Annotated in this window: 20 protein-coding genes; 14 read left to right on the plus strand and 6 right to left on the minus strand. The window is 62.4% G+C overall.

Annotation, left to right across the window (positions count from 1 at the left end):
• The first annotated feature begins 37 nt into the window (after positions 1 to 37).
• Genes WCE59_RS01860 through WCE59_RS01870 form a run of 3 tightly spaced genes read left to right on the plus strand, consistent with a single transcriptional unit; the run spans position 38 to position 5,842 of the window.
• Positions 38 to 1,183: a TolC family protein gene (locus WCE59_RS01860; RefSeq protein ID WP_343256990.1), complete on the plus strand. Its 1,146-nt coding sequence runs from the start codon at positions 38 to 40 to the stop codon at positions 1,181 to 1,183.
• Positions 1,180 to 2,718 (plus strand): efflux RND transporter periplasmic adaptor subunit, encoded by a 1,539-nt coding sequence (locus WCE59_RS01865; protein WP_343256991.1) that lies wholly within the window; start codon positions 1,180 to 1,182, stop codon positions 2,716 to 2,718. The genes WCE59_RS01860 and WCE59_RS01865 overlap by 4 nt, the downstream gene beginning before the upstream one ends.
• Before the next feature lies 1 nt (position 2,719).
• On the plus strand, positions 2,720 to 5,842 hold the full coding sequence (locus WCE59_RS01870) for an efflux RND transporter permease subunit (protein WP_343256992.1): 3,123 nt from the start codon (positions 2,720 to 2,722) through the stop codon (positions 5,840 to 5,842).
• Between the two features lie 203 nt (positions 5,843 to 6,045).
• On the opposite strand, the gene WCE59_RS01875 is transcribed toward WCE59_RS01870, so the two are convergent.
• Complete coding sequence (locus tag WCE59_RS01875; RefSeq protein WP_343256993.1) at positions 6,046 to 6,207, minus strand: hypothetical protein; 162 nt, start codon at positions 6,205 to 6,207, stop codon at positions 6,046 to 6,048.
• 138 nt (positions 6,208 to 6,345) lie between these two features.
• Between WCE59_RS01875 and WCE59_RS01880 the strand changes: the two genes are divergently transcribed.
• From WCE59_RS01880 to WCE59_RS01895, 4 genes are all read left to right on the plus strand, one after another.
• Positions 6,346 to 7,731: an MBL fold metallo-hydrolase gene (locus tag WCE59_RS01880; RefSeq protein WP_343256994.1), complete on the plus strand. Its 1,386-nt coding sequence runs from the start codon at positions 6,346 to 6,348 to the stop codon at positions 7,729 to 7,731.
• 28 nt (positions 7,732 to 7,759) lie between these two features.
• Positions 7,760 to 10,225 (plus strand): phosphoketolase family protein, encoded by a 2,466-nt coding sequence (locus tag WCE59_RS01885; protein ID WP_343256995.1) that lies wholly within the window; start codon positions 7,760 to 7,762, stop codon positions 10,223 to 10,225.
• A gap of 88 nt (positions 10,226 to 10,313) precedes the next feature.
• The gene (locus WCE59_RS01890) at positions 10,314 to 11,843 is read left to right on the plus strand and encodes an ABC1 kinase family protein (RefSeq protein WP_343256996.1); all 1,530 of its coding nucleotides are present in this window, start codon (positions 10,314 to 10,316) and stop codon (positions 11,841 to 11,843) included.
• A 62-nt stretch (positions 11,844 to 11,905) separates the two neighbouring features.
• Positions 11,906 to 13,945, plus strand: a complete 2,040-nt coding sequence (locus WCE59_RS01895) for a heavy metal translocating P-type ATPase (RefSeq protein WP_343256997.1) — start codon at positions 11,906 to 11,908, stop codon at positions 13,943 to 13,945.
• 576 nt (positions 13,946 to 14,521) lie between these two features.
• Here WCE59_RS01895 and WCE59_RS01900 read toward each other — a convergent pair.
• Entirely contained in the window at positions 14,522 to 14,854 is a 333-nt protein-coding gene (locus WCE59_RS01900; protein ID WP_343256998.1) for a hypothetical protein, read from the minus strand.
• Between the two features lie 3 nt (positions 14,855 to 14,857).
• Positions 14,858 to 15,106 carry a hypothetical protein gene (locus tag WCE59_RS01905; RefSeq protein ID WP_343256999.1) on the minus strand — a complete coding sequence of 83 codons (249 nt, stop codon included), beginning with the start codon at positions 15,104 to 15,106 and terminating at the stop codon, positions 14,858 to 14,860.
• Positions 15,107 to 15,341: 235 nt separating this feature from the next.
• Here WCE59_RS01905 and WCE59_RS01910 point away from each other — a divergent pair, with 235 nt between their 5' ends.
• Entirely contained in the window at positions 15,342 to 15,767 is a 426-nt protein-coding gene (locus tag WCE59_RS01910) for a hypothetical protein (protein WP_343257000.1), read from the plus strand.
• A gap of 233 nt (positions 15,768 to 16,000) precedes the next feature.
• Here WCE59_RS01910 and WCE59_RS01915 read toward each other — a convergent pair whose 3' ends face one another.
• A complete protein-coding gene (locus WCE59_RS01915; RefSeq protein ID WP_343257001.1) occupies positions 16,001 to 16,225 on the minus strand; it encodes a helix-turn-helix domain-containing protein in 225 nt (74 codons plus the stop codon).
• Positions 16,226 to 17,025: 800 nt separating this feature from the next.
• Between WCE59_RS01915 and WCE59_RS13735 the strand changes: the two genes are divergently transcribed.
• From WCE59_RS13735 to WCE59_RS01940, 6 genes are all read left to right on the plus strand, one after another.
• On the plus strand, positions 17,026 to 17,259 hold the full coding sequence (locus tag WCE59_RS13735) for a hypothetical protein (RefSeq protein WP_449284075.1): 234 nt from the start codon (positions 17,026 to 17,028) through the stop codon (positions 17,257 to 17,259).
• Positions 17,260 to 17,536: 277 nt separating this feature from the next.
• Entirely contained in the window at positions 17,537 to 18,247 is a 711-nt protein-coding gene (locus WCE59_RS01920; RefSeq protein WP_343257002.1) for a hypothetical protein, read from the plus strand.
• Between the two features lie 2 nt (positions 18,248 to 18,249).
• Positions 18,250 to 20,109: a hypothetical protein gene (locus WCE59_RS01925; protein ID WP_343257003.1), complete on the plus strand. Its 1,860-nt coding sequence runs from the start codon at positions 18,250 to 18,252 to the stop codon at positions 20,107 to 20,109.
• Between the two features lie 238 nt (positions 20,110 to 20,347).
• Positions 20,348 to 21,337: a hypothetical protein gene (locus WCE59_RS01930; RefSeq protein WP_343257004.1), complete on the plus strand. Its 990-nt coding sequence runs from the start codon at positions 20,348 to 20,350 to the stop codon at positions 21,335 to 21,337.
• Positions 21,338 to 22,239: 902 nt separating this feature from the next.
• Complete coding sequence (locus WCE59_RS01935; protein ID WP_343257005.1) at positions 22,240 to 22,857, plus strand: hypothetical protein; 618 nt, start codon at positions 22,240 to 22,242, stop codon at positions 22,855 to 22,857.
• 450 nt (positions 22,858 to 23,307) lie between these two features.
• The gene (locus tag WCE59_RS01940) at positions 23,308 to 23,604 is read left to right on the plus strand and encodes a hypothetical protein (protein ID WP_343257006.1); all 297 of its coding nucleotides are present in this window, start codon (positions 23,308 to 23,310) and stop codon (positions 23,602 to 23,604) included.
• Here the strand turns inward: WCE59_RS01940 and WCE59_RS01945 are convergent.
• Entirely contained in the window at positions 23,585 to 24,028 is a 444-nt protein-coding gene (locus tag WCE59_RS01945; protein ID WP_343257007.1) for a hypothetical protein, read from the minus strand. The two genes, WCE59_RS01940 and WCE59_RS01945, sit on opposite strands and share 20 nt — an antisense overlap.
• Before the next feature lie 166 nt (positions 24,029 to 24,194).
• Positions 24,195 to 25,046 carry an alpha/beta fold hydrolase gene (locus WCE59_RS01950; protein ID WP_343257008.1) on the minus strand — a complete coding sequence of 284 codons (852 nt, stop codon included), beginning with the start codon at positions 25,044 to 25,046 and terminating at the stop codon, positions 24,195 to 24,197.
• Positions 25,047 to 25,054: the final 8 nt, after the last annotated feature.

A 25,054-nucleotide genomic window follows, 5' to 3' on the forward strand; every position in this document is an offset into this window, starting at 1 on the left:
CGCTGCAAAACCGGTTCCCGGCCAAACCGTGGATTCGGTGCGTGCCTGGCTCATTGAGCACAGCCCGGAGCTTCGCGCCCTTGGGTTGGAAGCCGAGGCCGCCCAGGCCCGGATCCATCCTGCAGGCGCCCTGCCCGACCCGTCCGCATCCGTCATTTTTCGCGGCCCCGACGCGCCTTGGCGACGAGCCGACGGGGGTCGCGAAGTCGACTACGCGCTGCGCCAACGCTTTCCGCTGTGGGGAAAGCGCGAGCTCGCGCGGACCGCTGCACGCCACGAGGCGGCTGCGGCGAACCTGGACCGGGGCGCCGCCTCGCGGGATCTGATGGCCGACGCAGAAGTAGCCTACGTGCGGTACTGGCACGCGGACGAAGCCGTCGCCGTGCTGGATCGACGCATCGCACTGCTGCGCCAGATCGAGGAAATGGCAGGCGTGCGGTACGCGCTGGGTCGGGCACCGCAGCAGGACGCCATTCGCGCCCAGGTCGAACAGACCACGCTCCAGCGCGAGCGGATCGAGCGCATTTCTGCGAAGAACGAGGCAATCGCCGGGCTCAACGCGCTGCTCGGCCGTGACCCCAATGCGCCGCTCGCCCCGCCGGCTGAAGTTCCCGCCTTGCACGTGCTGAGCGCGGAGCTGAGCGTGGCCCTGGAAGGAGTGGATGCCCACCCCGCCGTGCAATCCCAGCGTGAGATCGCCGACGCGGCACGGGCAAGTTCCGCGTTGCAGCGGCGCAACCGCTTCCCGGACATCACCCTGGGCGTGGGGGCAATGCAGATGGGCAACGGCGTTGAAAGCACGGAGCTCATGCTGGAAGTCGAAATCCCCTTCCAGCAACGGGCCCGGCGCGAACGGGAGCGCGAGGCACGCCTGCTCCACGACGCCGCGCTGGCGCGCGCCAACCAGGCCCAGCGCGTGCTGCAGGGTCGCGGCGCCTCGGCGTGGGCCCAGTGGCAAAGCGCCCGTGAGCAGCGCCTGCTGATCGAGAACCGCCTGATGCCACAGGCGGACGCCACCTATCAGTCCGCGCTGGCCAGCTACCAGGTCGGCGAGGTCGATTTCAGCACCCTGCTTGAAGCCCTCAACGAGTGGCAAGGCGCCGACCTGGCCCGGGTGGATGCGTTACGTGACGAATTGACCGGCGCCGCGGCCGTGCGCGCCATCGAAGGAGAAATGCCATGAGCCGTACCAAGGGCCTGTCACTGGCGATCGCCGCCGCGTTGGCAGCGATGGCCATAGGCTTTATCGCCGGCCGTTCCGGCACGCCGGATACCGCGGAGGGTGCGGCAGCCGCCCCCGCTGAACGCGAAATCCTCTACTACCGCAATCCCATGGGGCTGGCCGACACCTCGCCTGTTCCCAAGAAGGATTCCATGGGGATGGACTACGTGCCGGTGTATGCGGGCGATGCGCCCCCCAGCGCGCCGGGCACCGTCGTGATGTCTCCTGACCGGGTGCAGTCGCTGGGGGTGCGCACCGAAGCCGTGCAAAGCGGGCCGCTGCTGATCCAGGTGCGTACCAGCGGCACGATCGAGGTGGACGAAACCCGCCAGTACGCGATCGCCCCACGCTTCGAGGGCTGGGTGGAACGCCTGCACGCCAACCAGAGCGGCATGCGGGTGCGCGCGGGACAGCCGCTGCTGTCGGTGTACAGCCCGCAGCTCTCGGCGGCCCAGCAGGAATACCGGCTGGCCGATGAGACAACGCGCAAGCTGGCGGAGACGGATCCCGCCGGCGCCGCCTCGATGGCCCGACTGCGCGATGCCGCCCGGACGCGCTTGCGCAACTGGGAAATCCAGGACGTGCAGCTTGGCCGGAGCGGCTCGGGAAGCACCCACAACATGGTGCTGACTTCCCCCGTGGACGGGGTGGTCGTGGAAAAAAACATCGTCCAGGGGGCCCGATTCGAGCCCGGTGAGACGGTCCTGCGCCTGGCTGACCTCTCAACGGTCTGGCTGGTGGCCAAGGTGCCTGCGGCGCAGGCGGCCAACATCACGGTCGGGCAAACTGCCCGCTTCGAGTCCGTGGCCCTGCCCGGCGACACCTTCAATGGTGAGGTGACGTTCGTCCAGCCGGTGCTGGATGCCCAGTCCCGCACCGTGGATGTGCGGGTCGCCCTTCCCAATCCGGACGGCCTCCTCCGGCCGGGGCTGTTCGGCACCGTGCAACTGCAGGATCCGTCGGCGCAGCCTGTCCTGACGGTCCCGCGCTCGGCAGTGCTCGACAGCGGGTTGCGCCAGATCGTGCTGGTGCAGGATGGCCCGGGTCGCTTCGCGCCCCGTGAAGTCACGCTGGGACGTCGCGGGGGTGATCGGGTCGAGGTCCTGGACGGCCTGGAGGCAGGCGAAGACGTCGTGGTGTCCGCCAACTTCCTCATCGATGCGGAGAGCAACCTGCAGGCGGCGCTGCAGAGCATGACCGGACATGGGGATCACGACGTGGTGCCGGTCGAGGGCCATGACGCGCACGGTGAGCATGATCACGGCGCGATGGATGATTCCCACTTGAACGGTGATCACGAGATGCAGGGCCCGGAAGGCCACCCCGACCACGAAGGCCACGAAGGCCACGAAGGCCACATAGACCACATAGACCACATAGACCATGGGGACCACGAGGACCACACGGACCACACGGACCACGCCGACCACGCGGACCATGGATCCCCCGGGGGCCACGGCAGCCACGACGACCACTCCGACCACGGGGAGCACTGAGATGCTCGGACGGCTTATCGAATGGTCGGTGCGCAATGTGTTCCTGGTGCTGGTGATGGGCATTGCGGTCGTCGCCGGTGGCATCTACGCGTTGATGAACACCCCGGTGGACGCACAGCCTGACCTGTCCGATGTGCAGGTCATCATCTTCACCGAATACCCCGGCCAGGCCCCCCAGGTCGTGGAGGACCAGGTCACCTATCCGCTTACCAGCACGCTGCTGGCGGTCCCCGGTTCCAGGGACGTGCGTGGCTTTTCGTTCTTCGGCGCATCGTTTGTCTACGTCATCTTCGAGGAAGGCACCGATCTGTACTGGGCACGCTCGCGGGTGCTCGAGAACTTGAATGTCGCCGCCCAGAACCTGCCCCCGGGCGTCGTCCCCGCGCTGGGACCGGACGCCTCGGGTGTCGGCTGGGTGTACCAGTACGTGCTCCAGAGCGATCAGCATTCGCTGGATGAGCTGCGCGCCATGCAGGACTGGTATCTGCGCACCCAGCTCACGACCGCTCCGGGCGTGGCGGAAGTGGCCAGTGTCGGCGGGTTCGTACGGCAATACTCGGTCACGGTCGACCCGGCGAGGCTGCGCGAGTACGACATCCCCCTGTCGCGAGTGGGCGAAGTGATGGCCGCGAGCAACCGGGACGTGGGTGGCCGCGTGATCGAGATGGCCGAAACCGAGTACATGGTGCGCGGTCGTGGCTACCTGCAGGGCATCGAGGATATCGAGACCCTCGTGCTGAAAGCCGATGGTGGCGCCCCGGTCCTGATCCGGGATGTTGCACGCGTGGAACTGGTCCCTGACGAGCGCCGCGGCCTCGCCGACCTGGATGGCGAAGGCGAGGTCGTGGCCGGCATTGCCGTGGCGCGGTACGGCGAGAACGCTCGAGCCGTGATCCAGGGGGTCAAGGAGAAGTTGGCCCAACTGGCAAGCGGGCTGCCGGAAGGGGTCAGCATCCAGGCCGTGTACGACCGTTCGGATCTGATCGAGCGGGCGATCAGCACGTTGCGTACGACCCTGCTTGAAGAAAGCCTGATCGTCGCCTTGGTGTGCCTGGTGTTCCTGTTTCATGCACGCAGCGCACTGGTGGCCATCGTCATGCTTCCGGTGGGTGTGCTGATCGCGTTCATCGCCATGCGCGCCTTGGGCATGAACTCAAACATCATGAGCCTGGGCGGCATCGCCATCTCCATTGGCGCGATGGTGGACGCGGCGATCGTGATGATCGAGAACGCGCACAAACACATCGAGCGCAGCGACGGCTCGCGCAGCCGGGCACAGCTGATCATCGACGCCTGCCGCGAGGTCGGTCCCGCGTTGTTCTTCAGCCTGATGATCATCACCGTCTCATTCCTGCCGGTATTCGCCCTTGAAGCGCAGGAAGGACGACTGTTCAAGCCGTTGGCATTCACAAAGACGTTCGCGATGGCCGGGGGCGCCCTGCTCTCCGTCACCCTGGTCCCGGTGCTGATGCTGCTGTTCGTGCGCGGCAGGATCGTTCCCGAGCAGAAGAACCCGGTGAACCGCTTCCTGGTTGCCGTCTATCGGCCCGTGATCAACGTGGTGTTGCGCCATCGCGTGGCGACGCTCGCCGTTGCCGTGCTGGCCCTGGCCATCAGCCTGTGGCCCGCGTCCCGGCTGGGCAGCGAGTTCATGCCCACCTTGAACGAGGGGACGCTGCTGTACATGCCCACGTCGCTTCCCGGCATGTCCGTGACCAAGGCGGCGGAGCTGTTGCAGCAGCAGGACCGGATCATCAAGAGCTTTCCGGAGGTCGAGTCCGTGTTCGGCAAGGCCGGCCGGGCCCTGACCGCGACCGATCCGGCGCCGATGGAGATGTTCGAGACCGTCATCAACCTCAAGCCGGAGGATCAATGGCGCGATGGGATGGACGTCGACAAGCTGATTGCGGAAATGGACGCGGCGCTGGATTTCCCGGGCATCGCCAATTCCTGGACCATGCCGATCAAGGCCCGCACCGACATGCTGGCCACGGGCATCCGCACGCCGGTGGGTATCAAGGTGTTCGGTGACAACCTGGAGGAACTCGATGCCCTGGCCACGGAGATCGAGGGCGTGGTCAGCCAGGTGCCTGGAACCACAAGTGCATTTGCCGAGCGGCTCACCGGTGCCTACTACCTGGACATCACCCCTGACCCGCAGGCACTGGCGCAATACGGCGTCACCCAGGGGGAGGTGCAGGACGTGATCGCCGCTGCCCTGGGCGGCGAGGTGGTGACCACCATGATCCAGGGGCGACAGCGGTTCAATGCCGTGGTGCGGTATCCACGCGAGCTGCGCGACGATCCCTACCGGATCGGCACGCAGGTCCTGGTGCACACCCCGTCGGGTGCCCAGGTACCGCTGGGGGAACTGGCGCACATCGAGGCCCGGACCGGAGCCCCCAGCATCCGCACCGAGAATGCGATGCTCGCGACCTACATCTACCTGGACACGCGGGAAAGCGATCTGGGAAGTTACGTCCAGGCGGCCCAGGAAGCCGTGGCCGAGCACGTGGAATTCCCTCCCGGCTACTTCATCACCTGGAGCGGGCAGTACGAGTACATGGAACGTGCAGCGGAGAAGATGCGGGTCGTGATCCCGGTCACCTTAGCTCTGATCTTCCTGCTGCTCTATCTCAACTTCCGCCGCGTGACCGAATCGCTGATCGTGATGCTGTCCGTCCCGTTCGCGCTGGTCGGCGGGATCTGGCTGATGTGGGCGCTTGGGTACAACGTCAGCGTGGCTGTGATCGTCGGGTTCATCGCGCTGGCGGGTGTGGCCGCGGAAACCGGCGTGGTGATGCTGATTTACCTCGATCAGGCTCTAGAGGCACGCGCTGCGCAACGTCGCGAGCAAGGGCGTTCGCTGGACGCCAATGACCTGCGCGATGCCATTGTCGAAGGCGCCGTGGATCGCGTGCGCCCGAAGATGATGACGGTGATCGCCATCATGGCCGGTCTGCTCCCAATCATGTGGAGCTCCGGTGCCGGCTCGGAAGTCATGCGTCCGATCGCTGCGCCCATGGTCGGGGGCATGGTGTCCTCAAGCATCCTGACGCTCGCTGTGATCCCGGCGCTGTATTCGTTGATCAAACAGCGGCAACTGCGCAGGAGAAGAACGTGACTGCCTTTTTCACGAGGGGAAACTCAATGAACGCGCAAATCTCTGCCCTCCGCCAAATCGCCCCGCCCACCAATTTCCGCTGGATTGCGCTTGTCCTCGCTCTCGCGATGGCGCTCGTGGCGCCCGGCGTGTCTTGGGCGAACGATGGCGGCTTTCGCCATAGCATCTGGATGCGGGGCCAAGTACTGGAGCAGCAGGACGAATCACTGGTGGTGTGTGTCGGACGGGCCGACGGGGCCCAGGTTGGACAGGTCCTGGACGTAGTACGCCACGTGCGACAGATACGTCGCTCCCGAACGGGCAGGGTTCGTTACCGGCGTGAGGCGGTTGGGCAGGTCCGCATCGTCGAGTTGTTTGATACCCACTACGCCGCGGCGGAGATCCTCTCGGGAACCCCGCGGGTGAACGACACAGTGGAGTTGGTCCGGCCGTGACCGCATCGTGGCCGGTTCGCCGACCTTTGGTGCTGCTCGCGTGCATCCCTTTTTGAACTGGAGTTCCCCATGTCCATTCCTTCCCGCCCCACCCTGCAGTTCCTGGGTGCCGCCGGCACGGTGACCGGCTCGCGCTACTTGATCGAGGCCAATGGCCAGCGTGTGCTCGTGGACTGCGGGCTGTTCCAGGGCTACAAGCAGCTGCGCGAGCGCAACCGGGCGCCCTTTCCCGTGGACCCGGCCTCGATCGACGCGGTAGTCCTTACCCACGCCCACCTGGATCATTCGGGATATCTGCCTGCCTTGGTGAAACAAGGATTTCGTGGGCGGATCCACTGCACCCACGGGAGCGTCGCGCTGTGCGGGCTGTTGTTGCCCGACAGCGGATATCTGCAGGAGGAAGAAGCCAAGTACGCAGCGCGCAAAGGATATTCCCGGCACAAAGAGCCTCGCCCGCTTTACACGGAGGCCGATGCGCGACACAGCCTGAAGCAACTCCGAGGGCACGATTACCAGAGCAGAGTCGAGGTGGCTCCGGGCTTCACGGTGCAGTTCCATCCTGCGGGCCACATCCTGGGCGCTGCGCACGTCAGCCTGAATGTCCACGGCCAGCGCCTGCACTTCAGCGGCGACCTCGGACGCCAGCAGGAATCCCTGATGAATCCGCCAACGCCCCTGCCCGCCTGTGACGTACTGGTGTGCGAATCCACGTATGGCAATCGCGAGCACGTTCCAGTCGATCAGGAGGCGGAGCTGGCCCCGATCATCCGCCGTGTCGCCGCCCGTGGGGGGGTGATCGTCATCCCCGCATTTGCCATTGGTCGTGCCCAGGGCCTCATGCTTCATATCGCACGTCTGCGTGAGCGCGGGGAGATACCTCGCGTCCCGGTTTACCTCAACAGCCCGATGGCCATCAACGCCACCCGGCACTACCACGCCCACCACTCCGAACACCATGTGTCCGACGAGGACTGCGAGCGGATGTTCGACCTGGCGACCTTCGTCAACACGGTTGAAGAGTCGAAGGCACTCAACCGCCAGCGCGGTCCCATGATCATCATCTCGGCCAGCGGCATGATCACCGGCGGTCGGGTACTGCACCACATCGAGGCGTTCGGCCCCGATGACCGCAACGCCATCCTGCTCGCCGGCTACCAGGCTGGCGGAACACGCGGTGCCGCGCTGGCGGCAGGCAAGCGCACATTGCGCATGTTCGGCCGCGAGGTTCCCATCCGCGCCGAAGTCGTGCAGCTTGAAGGCTTCTCTGGCCACGCCGACGCCGGTGAGCTGCTGGACTGGATGCGCACCGCGCCGTCCGCACCGCGCATGGTCTATCTCACCCACGGTGAGCCCGACGCAGCCGACACGCTGCGCGGGCGCGTGCAGCGCGAGCTGGGCTGGCGCGCACGCGTGCCTGAACACCTGGAGCGCGTTGGTCTGGAGGATGCGCGATGACCGCTTCGATCGATACCCGGGAGGGCACATGAACCTGCATCTCAACTGCTGCACCGCCGACCAGCTGTCGGCCGCCGAGCGCCAGCGGATCCTTGAACTGGCCGACGCCCACCGCCAGGCCGATCCCGCGTTCGCCCATTGGGCTGCCGGCTACGGCGTGATCCGGCATGACCCGCTCACCCAGCTTCGGGTCCGCCAGATGGTGGACGAACTGGTGGCCCTTGGGCGCACGCCCGATGCCGGCACCGCCTGGCAGCGGCTCGCCGCGGCCGACCGCGTCACCAGTGCCGGCATGTGGCTGGTGGCGCACATGACCTACAGCCAACGCGTCCGTACCGACGGTGCGGCCCTGGAGATCGATGATTTCAAGATCACGCCAGAAGGTCACACCGGCGGGTCCCTCAACATGGTGCCCGCGTATGCCGGCTACCTGCTGATGGACGCCCTGGATGGGGTCACCCGCGCGTGGATGATGGGCCAGGGACACTGCGTGGCCGCGATCGACGCGCTGAACCTGCTGGTTGGCAACATGACCGACAGGCACGCCGAACGTTACGACCGCTCCGACGCGGGGCTGAGCCGGTTCGTCGGCGACTTCTACGCTTACACCCTCAATCCGGACGGAACGCCGGCCTCGCCTCTTGGCTCCCACGTCAATGCGCACACCGCCGGCGGGGTAATGGAGGGCGGCTATCTCGGTTTTGCCGAGCTGCAGTACGTGCATGCGCCGCTGAAGGACGAACGCCTGGTCGCCTTCCTGAGTGACGGTGCATTCGAGGAGCAGCGTGGCAGCGACTGGGCGCCGCGCTGGTGGCGTGCCGAGGACAGCGGGCTCGTCAGCCCCATCATCATCCTCAACGGCCGGCGCATCGAACAGCGCAGCCAGATCACCCAGCAGGGCGGCGAGCGCTGGCTGGACAGGCACCTGCGATTGAACGGCTTTGATCCGGTCGCGCTGGACGGCCGCGATCCGGCCAGCATCGCGTGGGGGATCCACGTGATGGAGTCGCGCCTGCAGGCGGGCGCCGCCCTCCCAGATACCGACGTGCAGCTGCCCTATGGCATCGCCGAAACCGTCAAGGGCTTTGGTTTCCCCGGCGCCGGCACCAACGCCTCTCACAACCTGCCCCTGCCGGGGAATCCGGCGAAGGACGCCGAGGCACGCACGCTCTTCAATGAAGGTGCCGCGGCGCTGTTCGTGGCCATGTCCGAGCTTGAAGAAGCCATTGCCGCCCTCAACAGCCACGATGACCAGCAGCGGGTACGCGAGCGCGACCATGCGCTGGCCGATCGCCAGGTGGAGCCGCCCCGCGTTCCCATGGTCGCCGACCGTGGCGTCGGGGGCGAAAGCTCGCCGATGACCGCGCTCGACGAACAGTTCGTCGCCATCGCCGAAGCGAATCCCGGGCTGCGCGTGCGCGTGGGCAATCCCGACGAACTGCGCAGCAACAAGCTCGACCGCACCCTGGACGCGATGAAGCACCGGGTGCACGAGCCCGAGCCCGGCGTCGCAGAATCGACCACGGGCGCGGTCATTACGGCGCTCAACGAGGAAGCGGTGGTCTGCGCCGCGCTCGGCAACAAGGGCGGGCTGAATCTGGTAGTGACGTATGAAGCGTTTGCCCCGAAGATGCTGGGCGCAATCCGCCAGGAGCTGATTTTCGGGCGGCACCAGGCCCAGGCCGGCCGGCCACCCGGCTGGCTCGGCGTTCCGCTCGTCCTGACGTCCCATACCTGGGAGAACGCCAAGAACGAGCTTTCCCACCAGGATCCGACCATGGCCGAGGCGCTCCTGGGCGAAATGGCCGACGTCTCGCGCGTGGTGTTCCCTCCTGATGCCAACGGCGCCGCAGCCGCCCTCGCCCACGCCTACGCGCAGCGCGGCACCGTCACCACCCTGGTCGTCCCCAAGCGCCCGTTGCCCCACGAACTGACGCCTGACCAGGCACAGGCGCTGGCAGCCAACGGTGCGTTGTGCCTGGACGGCGATCCAGAGACGGCGCCGATCCTGCTGGTCGCGACCGGGGCTTACCAGTTGCAGGAAGTACGCCGCGCGCAGGCGCGTCTGGTCGAACGCGGCGTGTCGGCAGCAATCATCTATCTCAGCGAGCCCGGCCGCTTCCGCAAGCCCCGCGATCCGGAGGAAGCACGGTACTCGCATCCGGACAGCGCGGTGCAGGCGCTGTTTCCGGTCGGCCGGCCCCGCGTATTTGTCACACACACCCGCCCGGATCCTTTCCTCGGCGCCCTGCGCCGGCTGGACACAGGTCCGGCTACGACCGCGGCGCTGGGCTTCGTCAACCGCGGAGGCACGCTGGACGTGCCGGGGTTGCTATTTGCCAACCGCAGCACCTGGGCACACGTGGTCGACGCGGCCGCGGGCGTCCTTGGCGAGTCCCGCGACAGTCTGTTGTCCGAAGCGGAGTTGGCGGCGCTGGAGGACCGGGGTGACCCGGACACGATCCTGCGCCCGGAAACGGGGTCGGCGTCGTGAGCCGGCCGGCCGGGGCTTTGCGCTGATGGCTGGCACGGTGCGGCGCGGAGGCCAGATAGCCTGGGCCGGACTGAAGCTCGGAGTCACCGTGCTTCGGCTGCGCCGGCGGGCACCCGACCGGCTTCCCGCCTATATCAGCACCACCCTGGTGGGGCTGGGCACCACCTTCGTCAAACTGGGCCAGGGCTTGAGCTTGCGCTGGGACCTGCTGCCTGCGCCCTATCGCGAGGCGCTGTCGCAATTGCACAGCGACGTGCCGGCGTTTCCTGCGGACCAGGCCAGGCGCATTGTCGAACAGGCGTTCGGGGCACCTGTCGATGAGCTCTTTGCCAGCTTCGATGACAGGCCGCTGGCTGCGGCTTCAGTGGCGCAGATCCACCCGGCGCGCATGCATGACGGTCGGGATGTGGTCGTCAAGGTCACTCGCCCCGGCATCCATGCGCAGGTGCAGGCTGACCTGCGGCTGCTGCGGCGCACGGTGCGGGTGGCCCAATGGCTCTGGCCACCGCTCAGGCGCCACCACCCGCTCGAGCTCGTGGACGAACTGGGTGCGTTCCTGCGCAACGAGGTCGATATGCGTCACGAGGCGCAGAACATGCGGCGCATGGCCAAGGTGCTCGATTCCCTGCCTTCCATTACCCAGCCGCACGTCGTCGAGCCGTATGCTGCTCGCGACGTGATCGTCCAGGACCGCAGCTACGGGACCCGCCTGGAGTCCGCATACGGAACCACGGCCGCGCCAGCGCTGGCGAATGGGCTGCTCGAAGCCTATGTGCACCAGCTCTTCGGGGCCGGCGTGTTCCATGCCGATCCCCATCCGGGCAACCTGTTCTTCTTCGACGATGGCCGTCTGTGCCTGCATGATTTCGGCTCGATTGGCGTGCTTGATCCCGCATCCCGGCTAGCGCTCGGCGGCATGGTCGAGGCCATTGCAGCAGACGATGCCGAAGGCGTGCTGGATGCGGCAATCGCCCTGGGGTTCTTCCCTCCGCAGGTGGATCGTCGATCGCATGTGCGCGAGATCCACCTGATCCTGGCCGAGATGGCCAGCCGCCCGTTGGCGGAGTGGTCTATTGCCGAGGCGATCTGGCGCGTGGCACGGATTGGACAGGGCGCCGGCTTCCGGCTTCCGGCCCACCTGCTGTCCCTGATCCGGACGCTGTTCCTGGTCGAAAACACGCTGCGGGCACTGGACCCGGACCTGGACCTGCTCGGGACGCTGTCGGCCCGGGCAGCGGACATCGCCCATATCGCCGATTCCAGCCGCCCTGGCGGCAGTCGACCGATTGCCATGCGGCTGGCCCGCACTGCACGCCAGTTGCCGCAGATCGCCGCTGATCTGTTGCGGCAGGCGCAGCTGAGTGACGGTCGCCCGGCCTTTTCTGTACACCACCACGGCTTGAGTTCCACGCAGGAGACACTTGCCCGCACGGGTAACCGGCTTGCGCTGGCGCTGGTCACCTTGGGCTTGTACCTGAGCGGCGCGCTGTTGAGCCTGCATTCGGACGGCCCGCAAGTGTTCGGTCACCTGTCGTTACTGGCGATCCTGGCTTTTGCCGCTGCAGGACTGCTCTCGCTTCGGCTGGTTTTGGCCATCGCCAGATCCGGGCACCTGTAGAACATCGGATCCGTTTCCCTACTGATGCAGTATTACGCTAGCCCATCCTGGAAGGCAGACTCATGACGCAACACGACCATCATCAGCACGATCATCAAGCGCATGGCGAGCACGCCGACGCTCATGCGGGGCACGACAAGCACGCCGGCCACAGCGTGGAGATGTTCCGCGACAAGTTCTGGCTGAGCCTGGCATTGACGATCCCCGCCCTGGTGTGGGAACCGATGCTCCAGGAATGGTTCGGGTACACCGCGCCGCGGTTCCCCGGTTCGGCCTACATTCCCGCCATCTTCGGTACCGCTGTTTTCCTGTACGGCGGCTGGGTGTTCCTGCGTAGCGCGTGGGACGAGCTCTCGAACCGGCTCCCGGGAATGATGACGCTGATCTCGCTGGCGATCGGCGTCGCGTTCATTTACAGCGCGGCGGTCACCTTGGGGTATCCGGGACAAGCGTTGTGGTGGGAGCTGGCGACCCTCGTGACGATCATGCTCCTGGGTCACTGGATCGAGATGCGCTCGATCTTCCAGGCCCAGGGTGCCCTCAATGAGCTTGCCAAGCTGCTGCCTGATACCGCGGTCCGGATCACCAGCGGGGACCAGACCGAGTCGGTATCGATCGACGCGCTCCGGGAAGGAGACCTGTTGCTGATCAGGCCGGGAGCCGGCATCCCCGCCGACGGCGTCGTGAAGGAAGGGCGAAGCAGCGTCAACGAATCAATGATCACCGGCGAGTCAGAGCCCATCGAGAAGCACGAAGGCGATGAAGTGATCGCGGGGACGGTCAATGGCCAGGGCTCGTTGCGGGTCGAGGTGACCGGCACTGGGGACCGCACTGCCCTGGCCGGGATCATGCGCCTGGTCGCCCAGGCCCAGTCATCCCGCTCGCGTGCCCAGGCGTTGGCCGATCGTGCGGCATTCTGGCTCACGTTCGTCGCCATCGGCGCCGGCGTCGTGACCTTCATCGCGTGGTGGGCATTCGGTGCGACGCTGGATTTCACCATTACGCGCGTCGTTACCGTCCTGGTGATCGCCTGCCCGCATGCATTGGGCCTGGCGGTGCCGCTGGTAACGGCGATCTCGACGACGATGGGGGCGCGCAACGGATTGCTGGTACGTGATCGTCGTGGCCTGGAAGAGGCCCGCAATCTCGATGTGGTTGTGTTCGACAAAACCGGCACGCTCACCCTGGGATCGCACCGGGTGGTGGCGATGACGGTCGAAGACGGGACGAGCGAGGAAGACGCCCTGCGATGGGCTGCAGCCGTGCAGCGGGACGCGGAACACCCGATTGCGAATGCGCTGACCACGAGTGCGAACGAACGCGGGCTTGATGTGCCAGCCTCGAGAGGCTTCGAGTCGATGCCCGGCGTTGGTGTGCGCGCCGAGGTGGAAGGCCGGACGCTTCACGTCGGTGGCCCGGGCATGCTCAGGCAATTGGGCGTCCAACCCGGAAAAGTCATCCAGGAAGCTGCTGACGTTGCCGCTGGAAATGCACAATCTGCCAGCTACCTGATCGCCGATGACCGCGTGATCGCCGCGTTCGCCATCGCCGACGCTGTACGGCCCGAGTCGCGTGAAGCCATCGAACGGCTCCACGCCGCCGGCATCGAGGTCGCCATGCTGACGGGTGATTCCTGGGCTGTCGCCGAGGCCGTGGCCCGCGAACTGAATATCGACAAGGTCTTTGCTGAAGTCCTGCCCGAGGACAAGGTTGCCAAGATCCAGGAGCTCCAGCAGGGGGACAGGAAGGTTGCAATGGTGGGCGACGGCGTCAATGACGCCCCTGCCCTACTGACGGCGGACGTGGGCGTCGCGATCGGGGCCGGCACGGACGTGGCTGTGGAAGCCGGAGACGTGGTGCTGGTTCGCTCCGATCCGCGCGACGTCGCCCGCATCGTCAGCCTCAGCCGGGCCAGCTACCGCAAGATGGTCCAGAACCTGTGGTGGGCGGCGGGCTACAACATCGTTGCGATACCGCTGGCCGCCGGCGTGCTGGCATGGGCGGGCATCCTGCTGGTACCCGCGGTTGGAGCGATCCTGATGTCCGCGAGCACGGTGATTGTGGCGATCAATGCGCAGCTGCTGCGGCGATCAGAGCTGTAACGGATCCTTCGTACAGGTGCCCAGTGGGGTACCGATGGAACTGAGGTCCCGGGCTGCGGGGAACCGTAGCCCGGCCGGCATCTTGGTGACACTTGTTCCGCCTCGCACAGAGCGGCCGCCGCGAACCGGTATAAGCGATGGTCAGCTATCCGCGGGGGCTGGAACGAACACGTGCCCTACCCCCGATAACGCTCCCTAATCTCCATAGAACGCGCCAGTTGCCAGTCGCTATCGGTCAGCGTCGCGACTGAGCCATGCTCCACTTCAATTAGACTCAGGTGCGTCTCCCCAAGCGCACTCACTATGGTCGAGCCCTCCAATCCGCTGCATAAGACACCGGCCATTGCCGCGGCATGCATCTTCATGGTGACTGCATCAAGCGGTCACTATCTTGTCGCGATTGTCGCAGCTGCAGCTGTCTATGTTGGCCTCCGCTACCGGCAGCGTCCGGAGCGTCGATCTAGCGGCACCGCGCTGATGATCGCTGCGGCCCTCTCAGCATCTGTCGCAGTTGTCTCTGGTTGCATGTCTTCCATTTGAGCCCTCGACGCTGCCAAACGAATCGAACTGAACGTCCTAATCTGCCAGCCGAGATTTCGGGGTAGAACCCGAGGCCGGTTTGCCGGCGGGCCGGCACTGGTAGCGCATGGGCTTGATGACGCGTTTGCTCTCCTCCCAGACCATGACCGGCGCATACATGCCGGGGAAGATCCGGTGGTCGCTCGGGCGGTCCTCCTTGCGCTTGAGGGTGGCGAGCTGTCCCTTGAGCTGCTCCATCTTGCGCGGGGCGATCTCGGCGTCTTTTTCTGCGGTCTTCGTGGGCTTAGTCGCGAACTTTCGCTTGGCATCGGCTAAACGCGCGCGCACATATGCGTCGTAGTCCGCCCATACCTGGGCCGAGTAGCACATGGGTCACTCCTCTCCTAGCGGGGCCAAGGAAATGTAACGCCCGTGCCGTGCAAGCATGGTGGCGATGCGCTGCTGGACCAGGCCTTGATGCGGCCCGGCCTCGCCCTCCAACGGGTCCGCCACGGCCAAGAACGCTTCCCAGAAGTCGGAAGGCTCGGGGTTGGCCTGGATGAGGTCGGGAAGTGCGACTTCCAAGGCATCCAGGCGCTGCGTGAATGTGTCAGACACTCCTGCTGGCTGCTTCGTATCCATGCGCCCCATGGTAGACGCTCAACAGCCAGTGCTTCGCCCGTTCAGCGAAATACTAACTGACAAGTTTTTCTTGCCGGCCTACTCTCCCTGCCCGTCTTCAAACCTGAGACCCGGCTCTGGGAGCCTGTATCCATGCACGCCCTTCCTGGACCGATTGAAAGCGAGTTGCATTGCTGACGATCATCCGGTTTGTGCAATGTACAACGACACGAGCACAAGGAGCTAAGATCACCACATGACCCTCTCCAGCGTCACCAAGACCGCTCCGGTCAGCGTAAATTTCAGCGCTGCCGAGAAGCGCATGCTTATGCTCCGCGCACGCTCTGCCGGCCAGACTCTTGGCGAGTACATTCGCGAACGCGTGGTCGTCGAAGCCGGGCCCTTTGAACAAGTTCTCCGATTTCTGGCAGAAGAGCTTGCCTTAGTTGGCGACCAGGCGCGGCAAGCAGTCACTGCACAGCAAGCGGAGAGTGCAGGCAGTTCCGGTCATCCGCGAGAAAGCCGCGAAGCCCAACGGGCCAGAATCGCGAAAGAGGTGCGGGAAACGTTGACGCAGAACGAGTTGGATGCGTTGGCCAGTCTTTTCAGACCGGCGTTCGATGCGCCGCTGGGGCTAACTCCGCCAAAACACAGCGCCCCGAAAAACCCGGAAAAACAATGACCCCCGCTGTGAGCTCATGGCAGCTTTCGCAAGCCGAATTCCCCGGGGTCCGCCACCAAGGTGGGGCAAGATAGCGGACCAGTGTCGATGGCGGGCTATTGATCTCTGTCGGCCAGCGCAGCGGTCCCTACTCGGTGTTCGAGCATCAGGTCACCAAGATCTCCCGCGCCCTGCCCCGCTTGTACTTGGCATCAGTTCGTCGCTTTAACGCCGCTTAAGTCGGACGATCGCAACTAAAGTCCGGCTTCGCCCAGCACTTCCGAAGCGCTCACGCCGAGGCCGCTACAGATCTTCGTCAGTGTACTGACAGTGATGTTCTGAGCCCCTCGTTCGATCGCACCGTAATAGGCCCGGTGCATCCCTATTTTGTCTGCAAAGAGCTCTTGACTGAGACCCAGCCCAGACCTGAATACGCGCATCGCTGCGCCCAATTGCCGTAGTTCGGAGGCTTCGTCCATCCTGAACACGTTAGGAAGAACGCTAGTTCCATCGCTACCACCATATGTGTAGGCTAGATATATCTACCCGGGCGCAGATATGCGATTGCTAGTAGTTGATAGCCGAGGTCAAGAGACCCTACTGCCGATTCGGGCAGACATCGCAGATGAAATATCGCTGCGACTGAGAGAGGCGTTGCCAGCAATCGGACAGGAACGTCTCGGCCAGCTCTCAGCGCAAGCCATCCTGGGGACTCTGGTGACGGCGATGGAGCCTGATCCGCGCCGCCCAACCGGCGCACAAATACGCTTCGCTCTCGACATTTCCGAAAAGTTGGGCGTTTCTCTTCCGGACCGGATCTTGCAGGACCGGACCGTCATGGGGGCGTTCCTCACACGCCACGGAAGCCGACTCCGCTGAGCGCGTGTCGCAAGGCGCGTGAGACGCATTTTCTCTCATTTGCCACAGCACACAACGTTCATCCGGGCACAAAAATATAAACTCAAGAAAGGGCCTCGGACTATGTCAGATCGAATGTGCCGGCCAATTCGATTCCGGTCGTCATTCACGCACGGAGGCATGACCGGCGTCAGCCGAAATCGCAGCCCGTCGCCGATTTTTGAATATCCAGCCAATTGAGATAGTTATGCGCGGTCAATTGATGGCGTGGATAACGAACTATCAGGGAGTCCGATCGAGACGGCTCGCGGGGATTACGTGCTGAGTATCTAAAGCGGATGAAACGTTACACGTTGATTAACATGGCTTGACCCTGACGATCGAGGAGCATAGTGTCCGGAAAACTGCATAGGCCCCGGACATGCCCGATCAGCACCTAAAACTCAAGCGAGCGTTTGAAGCGAACGGTTTATCAATCGCTCACTGGGCGGATAAGAACGGTTTCCGGAAGGCAAATGTGTACTCCGTCCTATCCGGCCGAACAAAAGGCCGCAGAGGTGAAGCGCACAGGATCGCACTGGCTCTCGGTTTAAAGCAGCGTTCAGACGAAGACAAAGCGACACTGATCGAGATCGGAGCAGCGCCTCCAACGTAGCCAGGAAAACTGGCAAGCTGAACAGAGTACCCATGGGTAGCCAAGTGCCCTAGGGCCGATCCAAACCCAATCCACTCAATAACAATGATGGAAGCACGCCAAACCTAGAAATTTCACACCCGCCCGTACGGAATAAAAAACCCCCGCGGACTGCAATCCGAGAGGGTTTAGGTGCCACTGATTGGCGTCTCACGAACCAATCATAGCGCCCACGCTGTTGCGTTTGCAAGCGCCCCTCTCCCCGGGCGACGGGCGGGCTTTCGCCTAAGGAAAGCCCATGCACGCAGATCAAGATCTCGAGTTAGAGCTCGCACCGTCCCATCAACTCAATTCCCGTCCATTTAATCCGAGAGTGTTCAAGAGACGCGAGTTCGAGAAAAAAGACATCTACGGATTTCTGTCCGTGAAAGAGCGGCGCATTGTTGAAGTTCATGGGTTACCTGCAATAGCGGTAGCTCTTGATCTTGAATGCAACCCCCTTATCGCCTGTTATACGGAGCGACCTCGTTTTCTAGCCATAGGTGACAAAAATGTAGAGCTCCATTTTTGGGTCCGTCATGTGACAGGTGCGGAGGAGTACCTACTTCTGGTCCCTGATGCCGATTGCGTCCACGTCGCCGGCGGGACCTTGCGACCACGCGAGGCTGAGCGTTGGCTCGCCACTGCAAAGGACTTTGGGCTGCATCTGCGCTTCATAACTGAACACGATGTACGCGTTGCCGGCGGGGCCATCGCACAGCACAACCGCATCCTGGCTTTTACCCAAGTAGCCCAGACCTTGGGGAACCGGCTGGCATTGGGCGCCAGAGTTCTCACGCTCTTTGAAAAGCAATCCCGTGCACGAATCGACCAGATCGAGGCTGCGCTCGTACCTTTTGATCCAGCTGATGTCCAAGCCGTGACATGCGAGCTGATCTACTTTGGAAAACTTGACTTCGATCGAGGCGAGGAACTCACCCGGCGCACCGTAGTGGGGCGGAGGGCTTGATCATGACTGTGCGCTTCACCTTGACTGAAGCCAAGGCCCTTCTGGCACTGCCAAGACCTGACACGAAAGCTATGAAGGATCGTAGCGAAGACGAAAAACTTGCTATCGAAAATAGGGTCGCTGCACTGGTAGCGCTGTTGGAAGGGACCTCCATTAAGCAGGTTTCCGATGCACACAACCTCCATCCAAAAACCCTGCGCCGAATGCTCAACCTCGTTGCGGGGCCCGCACCTAAGGGCGGGATAAATGGCTTCGCCGTCTGCACCCCAAGAATGCGGCTGGTCGATCCTCAGCCCAGGGAGACGGGGCTCCCGATTCTTGGCAAGGCACACGCCATGGCGAGGCTCGTGCTCGCCATTCCGGAGATCGGCACTCTTATTGGCAAATTTGCAGGTGCGCTCCCGACCCGTAAGCAATCAAGCCCTGCGTTCAATCGGCTCTACAAAGAAATGAAGCGGATCCTCACGGCAAAGGATTTGGACGATTGCTATCCACTCAATACACGAGATGGTGGCCGCCGAGCGCTGGTGAACTTCATCAGACGCTCACATACACGCACTACCGAGCAGGCCGCAGCTTTCGCCGCTCCGATGACTCTGACGAAGTGGAAGGACCTGGCAGTTATCCGACCCTTTGACGAAGTCCAATTCGATGGGCACTACATCGATCTGGAGGATCAGACAGTTGCCATCCCCTTGCCGGATGGAACATACGCTTCTGCGGCCATTTCTGGGCTGCTGATACTGGCTGAGATCGACGTAGGATCTCGATCTTGTATCTCTTGGCAATTGATCATAGGCAAGTCGTACGATCAATTTGACCTATTGCGAACTCTTGCAGGAAGTCTCACTGCTTGGCGGCCTCGAAACCTCGGCGAGCGGCGGCTCAACTACGTCCCGAATGCATGGATGCCTACAGCTGACCATAGCTATGCTCCGCGTGCGCTCAAGTTGTCGATGGACAATTTTTCCGGCCATATCGCCAAGCATGCCCGCCGGACCATGCTACACCACCATCTCGGCATGTACCGCTTCGGGGTAGCGGGCATTCCTGAGCAACGAGGAGAGATCGAGGCGTTCTTCAAAGTGATCGAGCACAAGGTGCTTAGATTTCTGGCTGGTGGTTTCGAACCGGAAACGAAACACCGAATTAAACAGAGAATTTCTACAAAACAAGCATCCAACTATCCGATCTTTACCGACCTGTTGGAAGACTTTATAGACGTTACAGTCAGCGCCTACAATGTAACTCCTCACGCTGAAATGCATCAGCGTAGTCCGCGGGAAATAACTGAGACCTTCATAGAACTTGGTGGTATGCCGCTGCGTTCCTCTCGGACTGCGGATGACGCTCGCGACATGCGGCGTGTTCGAGTTCAAGTCACGATTCGTGGCAGTGCTGCAAACGGCGTGCTTCCCCATGTCAACTACTGCTACGGGACGTATCGTAGCGAGAAGCTAAATCCTCGTACTGACCTAATCGGTCGCAAATTTGATGGGTTCATCGAAGACGACGATGCCAGGTTCCTCACATTGCTCGACGATCGCGGACTACCTTACGTCACACTAACGGCGCTACACCCTTATGCGTCGACACCGCACACGTTGGTAGAACGCAAGCGAGCCGAGAAGCTTAGGAAATCCAGTCCCTCCCGCTGGGAGGGCATCGACGACATGATCGATGCATATCACGCCGATGTCCGTGACTGTGCCCGACGACTGAAATGGGCGGCGAATGAAGTCGCGAGCGCGAAGCAACCGCGGAAGTCTGATGAATTGCCTAGTAGCACGTCAAGCGGCGCTGCTCGAACTTTGACCGGACTTGCTCCTCGGGGTGGACCAGTAAGGCTGCGCCGACGCTGACCTCATATTTCTTTTCACGTCCGTTGGAAACGGTTGCACGGCATCTCCACCGGCAGAAAACTTATGACCTAATTAACGCCATAGGGGAACTAGGTGTGACGAACTCAGATCCGATATTCGGCAGTGGCCGCAGCGATGCGAGAGTAATGATCGATCGTAACGCCGAGATCAAAGCCCATAGCAGGATTGACAGAGGCCCTGTTCGGTCATGCCTCGTGATCATCAGAGGAGCCACGCCATGACCAATGATCCTCGCCATCCGATGCTCCGTTCCAAGCGCCCGATGATCATTACACGTCCTGGTGAACGGCTTGCTGGAGACTGTAGGAACAGCATTGAGATGGGCTGCGATGCCATCTGGATTGATGGCATTGGCCGAATCGGAAAAACGTTTGGCTTTCGCCAGCTTTCCCAGACTGATGAGTGGCGTCCATACCCCATGCATATGAGTGAGTTCAGTTACACCAAGCCTGCGAAACCAGGAGAAGGTTATTTCGCCACATCGCTTCTTCTGCAACAAGGACAGAAAGTCCCATCGAGCGCAGCAAGCAACGGTTCACTCATGCGCGCCATACGAATGCTCCAAGAGGAAGGTTACCGCCAGGGAGCGGAGGTACTAGGTGTAGGCGTTAACGAAGCTAATCGTTTCTCTTCAGACGAATATGAACATGCCATGTCGATTGTAAATGAGTGCGAGAAGACTGGGCGCATTTTCTTCTTCTTCATCAATCAATCTGACTCGGGTCGATATGGGCCGTCTGCAATCGATAAGCGTCCGCCGAGGCACATTTTCGGGCGTTTTTTTACCACGTCTCATCACTTCACTGGGCTGTTGTGGGATATTCCGGAAGCCGACAAACAAGATCAACTTGTCTCGGATGTAGCACTTGCATTACGCGAATATGATCAAGAATTGACTTGGCCTGAAGGATCCGGAGTTCCTTTTACCCAGTATTTTGCGCCGAAGGCCTACGCTGCTGGCTGGAGGATCGGCGCCCAGCTCGACCTAATTCACTCCGTGATCAATTCATTGCGATCTGAACATGGTCTCTCCGACGTCAAAGAATGGCCGATGCAATCCTTTGAGCGCTTCGTGTACTTCGTTCTTGTTCGAGTGGCTTACGAAGACCCGGACTTTGTAGAGTTGAGTGAAGCAAACATCCGTGAAGCCTTGCTGAGAGCTGGGTACCTGGAGATCGAGCCAGGCTACCGGGGGGTGCCGGCGTGACCCCACCACCTCGCGAGACGAGCCGTCCGGCAAATCTCTTGAGTACGGTGGCCCGCACCACTCTGACTCCATTTGCCTCTTCACTGACAGCACCATTCGTTGGCAGCGATATTACTGTCCTCCCCGCAACATCAAGCTTCGGGGTCCTTGCGCGAATGGTGCGACTAAATGCCCTAAAGCCTGTAGACCTGTTTCGACAGTTCGGTATCCGCACCCGGCGTGCGGACGACCTTTCAGAGGTGATGACATTCTCGGAGGCACGCCAATCGGCATTGGCTAGATCGATGCGACTACCGGAAGTGCCTCGAGTATGGAACTTGACGACATGGTTCCCCTTTCAGGCACCGTCAGACATCCTCAGATCAGGCTGGTCGCTGCGGTACTGCCCACAATGTATGTACTCTGGCTACCACACACTGTTACATCAACTTCCTTGGATTCAAGGATGTCCTTGGCACGGCGTCACGTTGCAGACCACCTGCCGACGTTGTGGTAATAAGCCTCCTGCTTACGCAGACTGGTGCTTCGACCAGAATCTTAATTGCCCCTGTGGCCATGTACTGCTTTCCACGAAAGCGGCTCTCAAGCGATCTGCTGGACCACCCGAAGGGGCAACTGAGTTCATTGCCCGCTACTTGGCGTGGGCCGCTAAGGAGCGCGCGCGCACCCTGCTCGTTATACCTGAGCTACCTGCCGCCCCCCAAGCGGCATTGGCCAGTTTAGTTCAGTTGCCGAGTAGCTTGGCCTATAAATGGTACAAGCATGTGGGAGTCAGCCACTGCCGATACTTCCGGCAAGCGTACGATGCAAACGTTCGCTCTCACTTGCTAGATAGAGAAGCGTTGGAACAACTTGAGGTGTTGCGGCGGGTTCGGCCGGGCTTCTTGACTGTTCCGGCGCAAATGAAAAAATCCATCGTGCACGTCGCTGCGAATCTCGCTCTCAAACTTCCGGCCAGCACGCTCACTGATCGAGAGATGACCCTGTTCTTGGCGGGGGCAGGCATCCAATCACCAAAAATGTTCCAGCCCGCGATGCGGGGGTTCTCTGGGCGACTATCCGCCCTTCCCCCGTGGGATGTAGCTGGTCGCCATTTTCTCAACATGGCATGCCTACATCCGGTCGCATATCGCCCGATCCCAAATCTGATCGACCTCGCTTTGAATGGAAGGTCGGATTCCGAATTTCATGAACAATCCAGCCTCGCCGAACTAAACCTCTTGATCCGGGTGTGCGGATGCCTTCTCGCGCGCGGTTACGCTGAGGGGTTGAGGGCGACATTGTCCCGACACATCCCTGAGCTCTTCGACATGGGTCGAGATTCACCCCACTTGACTCAACCGTGGATGCTGGCTGTTCGAGACCAGGGTCATCTGATCAAGGTGCATGTTGTCTGGCTTTCGATGGACTCCTTCCACTCCGCAGCAGACCTTTTGGAGGAGGCCGACGAGTCGAATCAGCGCCGTGAACGGGTCGGCAGGGGAAGCCGTCCAAGAAGTTCCGTGCAAAAGGATGCATAACTGACTGCATCATCTGCACTGGAAGGCACGTTTGAGTGCGTTACTCCGAAAAAAGTGCCTCTAGAGTGCGTAGCGCTGAAATGTGGTCCCATAATAGTGCGTTGAATTACGCAGACTCGTCTGCTCTTTTTCCACACTAGCTCTATACAATCAAATAGTTACCGAGGGCACATTAGAGCTCGGTGACCAGATGTGGCGGCACATGGTGATGTTCCGCTGACAGAGCGACCCAGCTCGGGCGCGAGCTCCATTGTCCCGACGTCGGAGCTAATCAAAGCGGTTTGGCGTGGGAGCGGGACTGGCTGCCGGCCTGCGCGTGAGTGACCAGGGGCGACCCACCGGACACTCACCAGGCCGAAGCGGTCGCCGTGGGCAAGCTGGACAGCGGACCCACTACATCGGCCACAATGCCCAGACGCGGCCCCGGACGGCTGCGACCAGAGGGAAATCATGCTTGCAGCCATCGTGCTTGCGACTTCGCTTATCACCACACCCGCGCCGCCAGGCAAAACCGAGGCCGAATGCATCCAGCTCTATCCCGACGAATGGGGCAAGATCGTTGACTGCATTTCGCCACCCCTCGACCTCGACGCCAATCCGAAGCTGAAACGCTTCTTCGACGCGTGCAGGGCGGCGGCAGCGGCAGCCGCTGCGCAAAACACCGAAATGAAATCGGCGGTGATCGTGGTCGGTGGCACCGAACACGAATGCACCGCCGAAGGCTTCGCTAAAGAACCGGGCGAGTGAGCGTGCCGAACTCCGGGGCAACGTCTGGACGCCCAACCGTACCGACGGCGCCGAACACTTCGGCACCGACTGCAGCAGCGGGCCCGGCAGGCTCCATGCCCTCCCCTATGCGCGTGCCGTGCCCTTCCGGCAGGGGCTGCATGAACGGGTTGTAAGATTCGCCCCACCGGGCAATGCCGCGCGCCTGGCGCTCGTCCGTCACCACGCGGGTGCCCTGCTCCGTCTGGCAGTGGTACGAGGCTTCCTTCCACTCCCCGCGCCCGTTGTAGCCCTCATCGCTGGCGATGCCGAACACGCGGGGTTGCGCCACCGCCTGGCGCCCGTCGTAGATCGGCGCGGGCCACGGCAACGATGGCGACCGCGGCTGAAGGTTGGCCAGGTACTCGGCGACGGCTTCCGGCTCGTGCTTTTCCAGCGGCGACAAATCGCGGGGCGAGGCTGCCCCCTGTGCCCGCGACCGAATCAGCCCCGAGTGTCCGTGCGGCCCCGCACCGTGAGGCCGCTATCGCGTACCCCCGATAACTTGGCCTAATCAGCGCCGCATAGCACGGAGTGATAAGACAGCACAATTTCCTCAAGCCCGGTTCCCGTCATCGATGAGACGCGCCCGCTCCACTCCGGTCCAGCAACTTGAGCATCGCCGCAGCAATTTCCGCACCATGTGTTTCCAAGGCGAAGTGACCGCTGTCCAGGAGCTTAACTTCGGCATTGGGGTTGTCTCGTTTGAACGCTTGCGCACCGGCTGGCGTAAAGAACGGATCCTTGTCGCCCCAGATCACGAGCGTGGGCGGTTGGTAGCGCCGGAAGTACTGGTGCAGCTGTGAGTAATGCTCAATGTTCGTTCGGTAATCCAGCATCAGGTCCATTTGCGCCTCTTCGCCGATGCGTGCGATTGCCGAGGACGCCAACTGGTACGTTTCCGGAGGAATCACCGAGGGGTCGCTAACGCCTTCCGTGTACTGCCACTTGACCATCTCCGGCGTGTTGAACTTGCGCAATGCTTCCCGATTCGAAGCAGTTGGTTCAGCCCATGCCCGGCGCATATCCGCCCAGCCAGGACTGAGTCCTTCCTCGTAAGCATTGCCGTTCTGGCTCACGATTGCCGAGATCTTTTCCGGATGATTCACCGCCAGGCGCCAGCCCACGGGTGCGCCGAAGTCGAACACGTATATCGCGTAACGCTTCAACCCCATGACGGCGGTGAACGCATCAATCACGGAAGTCAGCCGCTGAAAGCTGTATTCAAACTCTGTGTCAGGCAGGACGGTGGTTTGGCCGAACCCTGGCAGATCGGGGGCAAGTACGCGGTAGCGATGGGCAAGCTTCGGTATCAGATCGCGGAACATGTGGGAGGAGGCTCCGAATCCGTGCAGCAGCAGCACGGCCGGCGCGTCAGATGGGCCGGCTTCACGGTAAAAGACACTGACCCCTTCGATGTTCACGGTACGGT

Source organism: Luteimonas qiangzhengi, from assembly GCF_039548515.1.
Taxonomy (GTDB): domain Bacteria; phylum Pseudomonadota; class Gammaproteobacteria; order Xanthomonadales; family Xanthomonadaceae; genus Luteimonas.

Bases quoted from the DNA above. Each gene is read 5' to 3' on its own strand.
- WCE59_RS01865 (WP_343256991.1), top strand. From the start codon at position 1,180: ATGAGCCGTACCAAGGGCCTGTCACTGGCGATCGCCGCCGCGTTGGCA.
- WCE59_RS01870 (WP_343256992.1), top strand. From the start codon at position 2,720: ATGCTCGGACGGCTTATCGAATGGTCGGTGCGCAATGTGTTCCTGGTG.
- WCE59_RS01880 (WP_343256994.1), top strand. From the start codon at position 6,346: ATGTCCATTCCTTCCCGCCCCACCCTGCAGTTCCTGGGTGCCGCCGGC.
- WCE59_RS01885 (WP_343256995.1), top strand. From the start codon at position 7,760: ATGAACCTGCATCTCAACTGCTGCACCGCCGACCAGCTGTCGGCCGCC.
- WCE59_RS01895 (WP_343256997.1), top strand. From the start codon at position 11,906: ATGACGCAACACGACCATCATCAGCACGATCATCAAGCGCATGGCGAG.
- WCE59_RS01900 (WP_343256998.1), bottom strand. From the start codon at position 14,854: ATGTGCTACTCGGCCCAGGTATGGGCGGACTACGACGCATATGTGCGC.
- WCE59_RS01905 (WP_343256999.1), bottom strand. From the start codon at position 15,106: ATGGATACGAAGCAGCCAGCAGGAGTGTCTGACACATTCACGCAGCGC.
- WCE59_RS01910 (WP_343257000.1), top strand. From the start codon at position 15,342: ATGACCCTCTCCAGCGTCACCAAGACCGCTCCGGTCAGCGTAAATTTC.
- WCE59_RS01915 (WP_343257001.1), bottom strand. From the start codon at position 16,225: ATGGACGAAGCCTCCGAACTACGGCAATTGGGCGCAGCGATGCGCGTA.
- WCE59_RS13735 (WP_449284075.1), top strand. From the start codon at position 17,026: ATGCCCGATCAGCACCTAAAACTCAAGCGAGCGTTTGAAGCGAACGGT.
- WCE59_RS01920 (WP_343257002.1), top strand. From the start codon at position 17,537: ATGCACGCAGATCAAGATCTCGAGTTAGAGCTCGCACCGTCCCATCAA.
- WCE59_RS01925 (WP_343257003.1), top strand. From the start codon at position 18,250: ATGACTGTGCGCTTCACCTTGACTGAAGCCAAGGCCCTTCTGGCACTG.
- WCE59_RS01930 (WP_343257004.1), top strand. From the start codon at position 20,348: ATGACCAATGATCCTCGCCATCCGATGCTCCGTTCCAAGCGCCCGATG.
- WCE59_RS01935 (WP_343257005.1), top strand. From the start codon at position 22,240: ATGAAAAAATCCATCGTGCACGTCGCTGCGAATCTCGCTCTCAAACTT.
- WCE59_RS01940 (WP_343257006.1), top strand. From the start codon at position 23,308: ATGCTTGCAGCCATCGTGCTTGCGACTTCGCTTATCACCACACCCGCG.